A 9,500-nucleotide genomic window follows, 5' to 3' on the forward strand; every position below is an offset into this window, starting at 1 on the left:
CCCCCGCCGAACCACACGCTTTTGAGCGATGGCGCGGAACCCCGGGCCGAATGGAGTTCACGGCCATCCCGGGGGTGGGTGAGAAGACGGCCGCCTCGCTGGCCGAACTCGACGACGCCGGCGAGGCGCTCCGGCGCGGCGACGTGGCCGCGATCGCCCGCTCGCCGGACATCACCGAGGGGCGGGCGGCGGCGATCGCCCGCGGCGCCATCCGCCGGGAGCACGGCGACGACGGCGGCTTCCTCGCTACCGACCGGGCGCGGGAGATCTACGACGACGCGCTCGGCCTGCTGCAGGAGCGCGCGGTCACCACCTACGGCGAGAAGCGACTGGAGACGTTCTTCCCCAGCACCGAGCAGTCCCGGATCGAGGAGGTCCGCGCGTTCGCGACGGCGGCGACCGAGCGCGACCCCGACCCGGAGATCCTCGACGCGCTGGCGGGCGTCGAACCGCTCGAACCGGCCGAGTGGATCCGCGTCCGGGAGCGCTGTGTCGCGACCACCGACGCCGAGCGCTACGCCGAGGCGAAGGACGCGCTCCCCGAACTCCCCGTCGAGGTGATCGAGGAGCGCCGCGAGCTCGGGGAGCTCGGGCGGTCGTACTCCACCGTCTACGTGCTCGACGCCGAGTTCGCGGGGATCGACGTGGAGGGCGACGTGCGAGTGGTGCCGGACGCGCTGGAGCAGCCCGAGGAGTTCGTTCCCGAACGGACGCTCACCTTCTTCGCCGACAACCGCGAGCGGCTGCTGGCCGCCGCCGCGGTCCACGAGGCCGCCGGCACCGACCCCGACTGCGACATCGACGCGCTGCGGGCGGCGCTCGACCGCGTCGACGAGGACGGCGGCGTCGTCGGCGACGAGGAGCTGGAACGGCTCTCCGTCGCCGTCGACGACCTCGACGCGGCCGTGAGCACCGCGGAGTCGATCGGCAACGACCACCTCCGGGAGGCGATCGGCGAGCGGGACGTGACGATCGAGGGCACCGACTTCCTCTCGCTGGTCGAGCAGGGCGCCCGCGTCGACTCGCTGCTCTCCCGCGAGCTCGCCGACGACTACGACCAGGCGGTCGAGTCGGCCCGCGAGCACGTCGTCGACAGCCTCGACCTCGACGCGGGCGAGGCGGAGTTCGTCGACCGCGTGTTCGGCGGCGAGCCCTCGTTCCCGCTCGAACACAACGAGGAGGCGGTCTCCCGGCTCCGGACCGAGCTCACGGCCGACCGGGACAGGCGCGCGAACCAGCTGGAGACCGAGCTCGCGGCGGAGCTCCGGGAGCGCCGCGAGCCCGCCGAGGCGATGGTCGACGCGGCGCTGGAGCTCGACGTGGAGCTGGCGGTGTCGCGGTTCGCCCGCGACTTCGACTGCACGATGCCGACGATCGCGGGCGAGGGGTTCGAGATCCAGGGCGGCCGCTCGCCGCTGCTGGACGTGGCGTTCGACGCGGTCGACCCCGTCGACTACGGCGTCTCGGGCGTGACACTGCTCTCCGGGGTGAACTCCGGCGGGAAGACGTCGACGCTCGACCTCGTGGGGCTGATCGTCGTCCTCGCGCACATGGGCCTGCCCGTGCCCGCCGAGGACGCACGGATCGGCCGGGTGTCGGAGCTGCACTACTACGCCAAGTCACAGGGGACGCTCGACGCCGGCGCGTTCGAGAGTACGCTCCGGGAGTTCGGCGACCTCGTCGAGGGCGCCGCGGGCCGGCTCGTGCTCGTCGACGAGCTCGAGTCGATCACCGAACCCGGCGCCTCGGCGAAGATCATCGCCGGCATCCTCGAAGCGCTCGACGAGCAGGGCGCGAGCGCCGTGTTCGTCTCCCACCTCGCCGACGGGATCCGGGAGGCCGCGGGGTTCGAGGTCGCCGTCGACGGGATCGAGGCGGTCGGGCTGGTCGACGGCGAGCTCCGGGTCGACCGCTCGCCGAAGAAGGACCACCTCGCGCGCTCGACGCCGGAGCTCATCGTCGAGAAGCTGGCCGACGAGACCGAGTCCGGCTTCTACCGCGACCTGCTGGAGAAGTTCTGACCCCCTCGGCGTCGGACGCTAAAACGCCTCTTTGTGTTTACCTAACTACTTTGTCGAATCCACCCCTACGCAGAAGTGTCCCTGCTTCGGCCCTCCACCCGCCCCACGCAGGGCATCAGTCGTTCTCCACGTCGAAGCGTGCGAACACGTCGCCGTCGACCGTTTCCAGCCGCCCGGCCAGCCCGTCCTCCGTCGGTTCGAGCACGGCGAAGGACTGCCTCGCGCCCCGCGGATCGGCGTGGCTCCCCGGGTTGAGCAGCGTCACCGACCCCTCCTCGTCGACGACCGGTCGGTGCGTGTGGCCCGAGACGACCAGGTCGGCGCCGCGCTCGCGCCCGAACATCGCCAGCCCCGTCGCGCCACCGCGCCGACGGTGGGTCGCGGCGATCCGGACGCCCGCGTAGGTGAGCGTCGTCGCCGTCGGGAGCCGATCGGTCACCGCGTCACTGTCGCGGTTCCCGTGGACCGCCCGGAGGTCGGCGGCGACGTCGTGGAACGCGTCGAGCACCGCCTCGGTGGTGAAGTCGCCGGCGTGGAGCACCAGTTCGGCGTCGTCGACGGCGTCGGCCGCGGCGCCGACGAGGCTCGGGCTCTCGGTCGCGTGGGTGTCGGAGAGGACGACCAGCATACCGTCCGGTCGGCGTCGGGCGGGCAAAAGCGGCCGGGTCGGCGACGCGATCGGACCGGCGACGCCGTGACCCGCTCGGTTCGGCGCTCCCGGTCGACGCCGTCGCCGCCCCGACACCGATAAGGGACTGTCTCGTGACTGCCCGAGCATGGCTAGTGGCAGTACCGGGGTCGTGCTGGCGGCGCTGTTCGCCAACGGCGCCATCGCGATCCTCAAGTTCGTCGGCTTCCTGCTCACCGGGAGCCCCTCGATGCTCTCGGAGACGTACCACTCGGTCTCCGACACCGGCAACCAGGTGTTCCTCCTCGTCGGTATCCGCTACTCCGGGAAGGCGACCAGCCGCGACCACCCCTTCGGCTACGGGAAGGCCCAGTTCTTCTACGCCTTCCTGGTCGCCGTGCTCCTGTTCGGGATCGCGGGCTGGGAGAGCCTGAACCACGGGATCCACGCGATCCAGACCGCGGGCCAGACCGAGGCCGGGACGTTCACCGTCCCCGTCGTCGGCGCCGAGTACGAGACGTTCTGGCTCAACGTCGTCATCCTGCTCGCCGCGATCGCGTTCGAGACGTACGCGCTCAGGAAGGCGAACAAGGAGCTCCGGAGCCAGATGGCGGAGTTCGGCTGGGAGACCGTCCGGGAGGCGTTCGGCGAGACCAGCGACGCGACGACGCTGACGGCGTTCACCGAGGACGCGATCGCGCTCGCGGGGGCGGCGATCGCACTCGTCGGCGTCGCGCTCACCCGGATCACCGGCAACGGCATCTACGACGCGGTCACCGCGGCGATCATCGGCCTGCTGCTGATGGGGTTCGCGCTGGCGCTGGCCTGGGAGAACAAGCGGCTGCTGCTGGGCGAGAGCCTCTCCCGGTCCGTCGAGCAGGAGCTCCAGACCGCCATCAGCGACCACCCCGAGGTCGTCCACGTCGACTCCTTCAGCTCCGTCTTCTTCGGCCCGCAGAAGGCGATGGTCGCCGCCGAGGTGACGTTCGACCCGGAGCTCGTGACGGGGGAGATCACCGAGCGGATCGGCGAGATCGAGGCCGAGCTCGAAGCGACCGACAGCCGCGTCGCGATGATCTACATCGAGCCGTCGACGTGAGCGTCGACCGCGAGTTCTAAGGGAGCCGACTGGTAAGGGGGGGCCGTGCCGCGGTTCGACTACCCCTGTCCCGACTGCCACGCCACGAGCAGCCTCCACGACGCCGGCTGTCGGTTCGAGGGGACGGAGTGGCAGACTGTCGAGCGCGCCTACGTCGACGTGCTCGCGCCGCTCTCGGCGGGCGCCCGCGAGGAGGACGCGATCAGGGAGCTCGTCCCCGAGTGGGACGCGCTCCACCAGGCGGCGCTCTCACACCTCCGGCGCAGCGGCCGGATCCAGCCCGACACCAACGGCCGCCTCGAACTGCTGACCGCCGAGGCGTACCGCGAACAGGTCTCCGAGCCGACGACGGATCCGATGCGGACGATCTACCGGCAGGGCTCCTACCCCGGCTGCCACGACAACGCGGTGTTCGCGATGATCGCGTGGTACGAGATGGTCGGGCTGACGTGGCCCGAGACCCGCGAGAAGGTGCTCGAGTGGCTCGAGGAGTCCGGCACGTGGGCCCGCGGGGGGTTCGAGGAGAACAGCCCGACGGAGCTGGTCGACAGCAAGCGCCACGTGTACGAGGCGGGTTACGGCTGGAAGGAGAAGGCGCAGGCGGCCAAGCGCGTCATCCAGCGACACGGCTGAGCCGGCCGTTCCCGCCCCGGCGCCCACAGGCTTAGGACCACGCGGGTGCCCATTTCGGTATGGCCGTCCCGGAGGGATCGACCGCCGAGGTCCGCCGCCCGAAGCGCGCGCTCGCCGTCGTCGTCGGCATCGTGTTCGTCGACCTGCTCGGCTTCGGCGTCGTCATCCCCATCCTGCCGTTCTACGTCCGGAGCTTCGCGGTCAGCGACGCGGTGATCGGGCTGCTCGCGGCCTCCTACTCGCTGCTGCAGTTCCTCGCGGCGCCGACGCTCGGCCGCCTCTCCGACGAGCGCGGGCGCCGCCCCGTGATCCTGCTCTCGCTGGCTGGGAGCGTGGTGGCGTGGACGGTGTTCGGCGTGGCGGGCGAGGTGGCGGCGGTCGCGGGCACCGTCGCGGGGCTGGCGACGCTGTTCGCCTCGCGGATGGTCGCGGGCGCGATGGGCGGCAACATCGCCGCCGCGAACGCCTACATCGCCGACGTGACGCCGAGAGAGCGCCGCGCGGGCGCGCTCGGCCTGCTGGGCGCGTCGTTCAGTCTGGGGTTCATCTTCGGGCCCGCCTTAGGCGGCATCGCGGCCAGCGACCCGGTCGTCGGCGCCGCCGACGCCGCCCTGCCTGGGTTCGTCCCGACCACGCAGTACTCGCTGCCGAGCTTCCTCGCGGCGGGGCTCTCGCTGCTCGCGCTGCTGCTGGCGGTCCGGTACCTCGAGGAGCCCGACCGACGGCGCGGCCCCAACGAGCGGACGAGCCTGCTCGCGACGTTCCGGGACGCCCTGACGGACCCGTCGCTCCGGGGGCTCGTGATCGCCTTCTTCCTCGTCTCCGTGGCGTTCTCCGGCGTGCAGGTGATGTTCATCCCGTTCGCGGCCGACGTGTACGGCTACGACGCGACGCAGGTCGCGCTGTTCCTGAGCTACCTCGGCGTGCTGGGCGCGCTGAACCAGGGGGTGCTCGTCGGGCGGCTGAGCCGGGTCGTCCCGCCCGCGCGCCTCGCGATCGCCGGCGCCGCCCTGCTCGCGTCGGCGCTGGCGATGCTGCCGTTCTCGCCGGAGCTGGGCCGCCTGCTGCTGCCGTGGGTCGGCGTTGTCAGCCCCGAGCTGGCGTGGCTGCTGGTCGCCGGGGCGGTGCTCTCGCTGGGCAACGGGCTGCTCGGCGTTTCGCTCTCGACGCTGGTCTCGACCGGCGCAAGCGACGACCGGCAGGGCAGCGCCTTCGGCGTCACACAGGGGGCCGGCAGCCTCGGCCGGACGGTCGGCCCGCCGCTGATGGGCGTGCTGTACGTCGCCACCTACTGGTCGCCGTTCGTCGTCGGCGCGCTGGTGGTGCTGCCGGTGCTGGGGCTGTTGGTGTCACGAGCGCGGTAGGGGCTGGGTCGCCGCACAGCTCCCGTGCCAGCTCGGGATCACGGGTGTCTCCGTCGGCGACGCCCCCTTCCGCTACCGGCTGTTCTGTGGGGTGGCGCAGCAGCCACCACGACAGCTTTACGCCACAGGTCTCCGTCGTGGCTGACAGATGGCGATCGACCCGCTCCCCCCGTGGCCCGCCCTCGGCTCGATCGCCGGGGGAGTGGGCGCGCTCGCGCTGGCGTGGGGGATCCGGGAACACCGGGGACGGCCCGGCGTCGACTGGTTCCTCGGCGTGTTCGCCGCGCAGGCGACGTGGTGTCTCTCCTACGGCCTTGGCCTGCTCGTCCGGGATCCGTCGGTCCGGGGCGCGCTGGAGGCGACGATGTGGCTCGGGATCGTCTGGACCGGCATCGCCTTCCTCGGGTTCGCGCTGGAGTACACCGGCCGGAGCGACGTGATCCGGGGCCGCCTGTTCGCGACGTTCGTCGGCTTCGGGCTCGTCTCGACCGCGCTGGTCGTCACCAACCCGATACACGGGTGGTTCTGGACCGGGTTCGAGATCGACCCCGCGTTCGGCGTCGCGACGGTGTCGTACGCGTTCAGCCCCTGGGCGTACCTCGTCGTCGCCGTGGAGACCGTCCTCGTCGCCAGCGCGGTGTTCCTGCTCGTGGACACCCTGCTCAGCTACGGCCCGCTGTACCGCCGGGAGAGCGCCGCCGTCGCGCTGAGCTCGCTGCCGCCGGGGTTCGCGCTCGTCGCGTGGGCGCTGGCGATCGGCCCCGTGCCGCAGCTCCAGCTCGCCCCCCTGATGTTCGTCCCGCACGTCGTACTGGACGCGTACGCGTTCGACCGCGCGGAGATGTTCGAGCGGAACCCGACGACCAGCCGCGCCGCCGAGCGCACCGCGATCGACGACCTCGCCGACCCGATCGTCGCGCTCTCGCTCGATCGGCGCGTCGTCCGGCTCAACCCCGCGGCCGAGGCGCTGCTGGGCGTCGACGCCGAGACCGCGCGCGATCGCCCGCTCGACGCGTTCCTCGACCTTCCGGTCGGCGCCGCGGAGGCGGCCGACGCCGGCGGGAGCGAGGACCTCTCCGCCCGTGAGTTGGTCGAGGTCGACAGCCGCGACGGGACGGGGCGCCGGACGTACTCGGTGTCGACGTCGCCGCTGACCGACCCCCGCGGGACCCGCGTGGGCTACACGGTCGTGTTCTCCGACGTGACCGTCCGGGAGCGCCAGCGCCAGCGCGTGGCGGTGCTGAACCGCGTGCTCCGGCACAACCTCCGGAACGACCTCACGGTCGTGCTCGGCTACGCGGAGACGCTCCGCGAGCGCCTCGACGGCGAGGAGGCGACGATGGCCGAACAGATCGAGAGCACCTCGCGGGGGCTGGCGAGCCTCGGCGAGAACGCCCGGGAGGTGGAGGCGTTCCTCGCGGCCGAGGAGTCGACGTTCGACGCCGCCGACCGCACGCGCTCGGTGCTCACCGACCTGGCGTCGACCTACCCCGGCGCGGACGTGACCGTCGACCTACCGGGGTCGCTCCCGCTCGCCGGCGTCGATCGGGCGTTCGACGCGGTCGTCGAGAACCTGGTGGACAACGCGCTGGAACACGGCGACGAGCCAGTGACGGTGTCGCTCTCGGCCGACCGCGCGGCCGGCGTCGCCCGACTCGTCGTCGCCGACGACGGCGCGGGGCTGCCGGACCACGAGGTCGCCGTCCTGCGCGCCGGCGAGGAGACGGCGCTGGAACACGGCAGCGGGCTCGGCCTCTGGGCGGTGTACTGGGGCGCGACGCTGTTCGGCGCGACGATCGACATCGAGACGCCCGCGGACGGCGGCACCCGGATCGAGGTCGCGTTCCCGCTGGAGGACGGAGAGGGCGACGACGCTTAGAGCCGGTCGACCGCCCGCCCGAGCGTGCCGAGGCCGTCGACGGCGACGACGCCCGGTTCGGCGCCGGGGTCGACGTGGACCGGGAGGAACCCGGCCGCCCGGGCCGGCCGGGCGTCGTGCTCCATCGAGTCGCCGACGTAGACGTACTCGTCGGCGTCGAGACGCTCCCGTGCGGCGTCGAAGACCGCCGGGTCGGGCTTGTGGGCCTCGACCTCGTAGCTCGGCAGGTAGGCGTCGAACCGGTCGAACAGCCCCGAGCTCTCGAGTTTTCGTCGCTGGACGGCGCTGACGCCGTTGGTGAGCACGCCGAGCGCGCTATCGGGGCCGTCGAGCGCGTCAAGTGCCTCGCCGGCGCCCTCGGCGGGCGTCGACGCGCCGACCTCGGCGTCGACGTACGCCGCCGCGAGGTCGGCCGGGTCGGCGTCGAGACCACCTGCCTCGACGGCGGCGGCCATCCCCGCGCGGTACGGCTCGGGGTCGAACGACTCGAACGCCGCGAAGAACGCCTCGCCGTAGGCTGCTTGCGCTTCTGCGGTGGCGTCGACGCCGGCGGCCTCGCAGGCGCGCTCGAACAGGGCGTCGTAGCTGCAGTCGAGGGTGAGGAGGGTTCCGTCGCAGTCGACGTAGACGGCGCGCATGCTCCCGGATCGGCCAGGTCGCTGAAAAAGGGTGGGTCGGTGTGAGAGCGGGTCGCTCGCCGGGATTTCGTTACTCCGACACCGCCGCGGCAGAAGGCTTCGTCGCGGCAGCACGGGGCTGCCGCGGGTCGCTCGCCGCGGCGTCGTTAGTCACACGATCACGGCTACAGGCTCCTCGTTCGTGCGACGGAGCGCACGAACGGTCGCGAGCCGTGATCGGCTAGTCGCTCTGAATACGCGGCGCCAGCATGAACGTCACGTTGCCCAGCCCCTCGGCGAACTCGTAGTGGAGCTTCACCGGGAACTCCTCGCCGAGTTCGACGCGGACCTCGGCGTCGCTCGCGATGGCCTTGTTCATGTCCTTCAGGTAGTCGAGGCTGAACAGCGAGTCCGCGGGCCCGGCGGTCAGGGCGATCAGGTCCTCCGCCTCGAGCTGGAGGTCCACGTCGTCGGTGTCGCCCTCGGCCTCGATGTGGAACGTCTCCTCGGTCTCGTCGACGCGCAGGCGGATGTGATCGCTCACCATGTCGGCGGCGGTGATCCCGCGGTTGAGCTGGGCGCCCTCCAGGGTGATCTCCGCCGGCAGGTCGAGATCCGGGATGTCCGGCTCCTTCCGGATCGAGTCGGGGTCGATCAGCGCCAGCGTGTAGGAGAGCCCCTCGACCTCGATGTGGAGCTTGCGGGTCTCCTCGTCGAGCTCCAGGTGGATCAGGTCGTCGGCGTTGGCCATCCCGGCGACCTCCTCCAGCCGCGTGAGGTTGACGCCGATGACGCCGCCGTCGGCCTCGTAGGACTCGAAGGCCGCCGCCTCCAGCGTGAGATCGACCATGCCCACGTTCGCCGGGTCGACCGCGCGGATCGACAGCTCCTCCTCGTTCAGCCGGATCTTGCACTCGTCGACCAGCACGCTCACGGCGTCGAGGGAGTCCCGGAGCGTCGACGCGCTCACGATGGCCTTGAACATGGACGAGCGTTCCGCCCCACACTCAAAAAGCCTCCCGTACGTCTGAGCATCGATCGATGTACAGCTACGTACGTCTGAGCATCGATCGATGTACAGCTACGTACGTCTGAGCATCGATCGATGTACAGCTACGTACGTCTGAGCATCGATCGATGTACAGCTACGTACGTCTGAGCATCGATCGATGTACAGCTACGTACGTCTGAGCATCGATCGATGTACAGCTACGTACGTCTGAGCATCGACGATTGACAGCTCACGCTGACATGATCGA

The 9,500-nt window shown here is 71.4% G+C and carries 8 protein-coding genes; 5 read left to right on the forward strand and 3 right to left on the reverse strand.

The features are described from left to right. Positions 1-50: 50 nt before the first annotated feature. Positions 51-2,021, forward strand: a complete 1,971-nt coding sequence (locus ACP95_RS14545; protein ID WP_049981895.1) for a MutS-related protein — start codon at positions 51-53, stop codon at positions 2,019-2,021. 115 nt (positions 2,022-2,136) lie between these two features. Here ACP95_RS14545 and ACP95_RS14550 read toward each other — a convergent pair whose 3' ends face one another. Continuing rightward, the gene (locus ACP95_RS14550; protein WP_049981896.1) at positions 2,137-2,649 is read right to left on the reverse strand and encodes a metallophosphoesterase; all 513 of its coding nucleotides are present in this window, start codon (positions 2,647-2,649) and stop codon (positions 2,137-2,139) included. Between the two features lie 148 nt (positions 2,650-2,797). Here ACP95_RS14550 and ACP95_RS14555 point away from each other — a divergent pair, with 148 nt between their 5' ends. The 4 genes from ACP95_RS14555 to ACP95_RS14570 all read left to right on the forward strand — a co-directional run bounded on the left by ACP95_RS14555 (position 2,798) and on the right by ACP95_RS14570 (position 7,624). Beyond that, the gene (locus ACP95_RS14555; protein WP_049981897.1) at positions 2,798-3,748 is read left to right on the forward strand and encodes a cation diffusion facilitator family transporter; all 951 of its coding nucleotides are present in this window, start codon (positions 2,798-2,800) and stop codon (positions 3,746-3,748) included. 45 nt (positions 3,749-3,793) lie between these two features. After that, complete coding sequence (locus tag ACP95_RS14560; RefSeq protein ID WP_049981898.1) at positions 3,794-4,381, forward strand: DUF7474 family protein; 588 nt, start codon at positions 3,794-3,796, stop codon at positions 4,379-4,381. 59 nt (positions 4,382-4,440) lie between these two features. After that, entirely contained in the window at positions 4,441-5,745 is a 1,305-nt protein-coding gene (locus ACP95_RS14565) for an MFS transporter (RefSeq protein ID WP_049981899.1), read from the forward strand. A 148-nt stretch (positions 5,746-5,893) separates the two neighbouring features. Next, on the forward strand, positions 5,894-7,624 hold the full coding sequence (locus ACP95_RS14570) for a sensor histidine kinase (RefSeq protein WP_049981900.1): 1,731 nt from the start codon (positions 5,894-5,896) through the stop codon (positions 7,622-7,624). Here ACP95_RS14570 and ACP95_RS14575 read toward each other — a convergent pair. Together ACP95_RS14575 and ACP95_RS14580 are read right to left on the reverse strand one after the other, a co-directional pair. Beyond that, positions 7,621-8,262, reverse strand: a complete 642-nt coding sequence (locus ACP95_RS14575) for an HAD family hydrolase (RefSeq protein WP_049981901.1) — start codon at positions 8,260-8,262, stop codon at positions 7,621-7,623. The genes ACP95_RS14570 and ACP95_RS14575 overlap by 4 nt on opposite strands. A gap of 220 nt (positions 8,263-8,482) precedes the next feature. Next, a complete protein-coding gene (locus ACP95_RS14580) occupies positions 8,483-9,226 on the reverse strand; it encodes a DNA polymerase sliding clamp (protein WP_049981902.1) in 744 nt (247 codons plus the stop codon). Positions 9,227-9,500: the final 274 nt, after the last annotated feature.

Source organism: Halolamina rubra (assembly GCF_000739555.1).
GTDB classification, from domain to species: domain Archaea; phylum Halobacteriota; class Halobacteria; order Halobacteriales; family Haloferacaceae; genus Halolamina; species Halolamina rubra.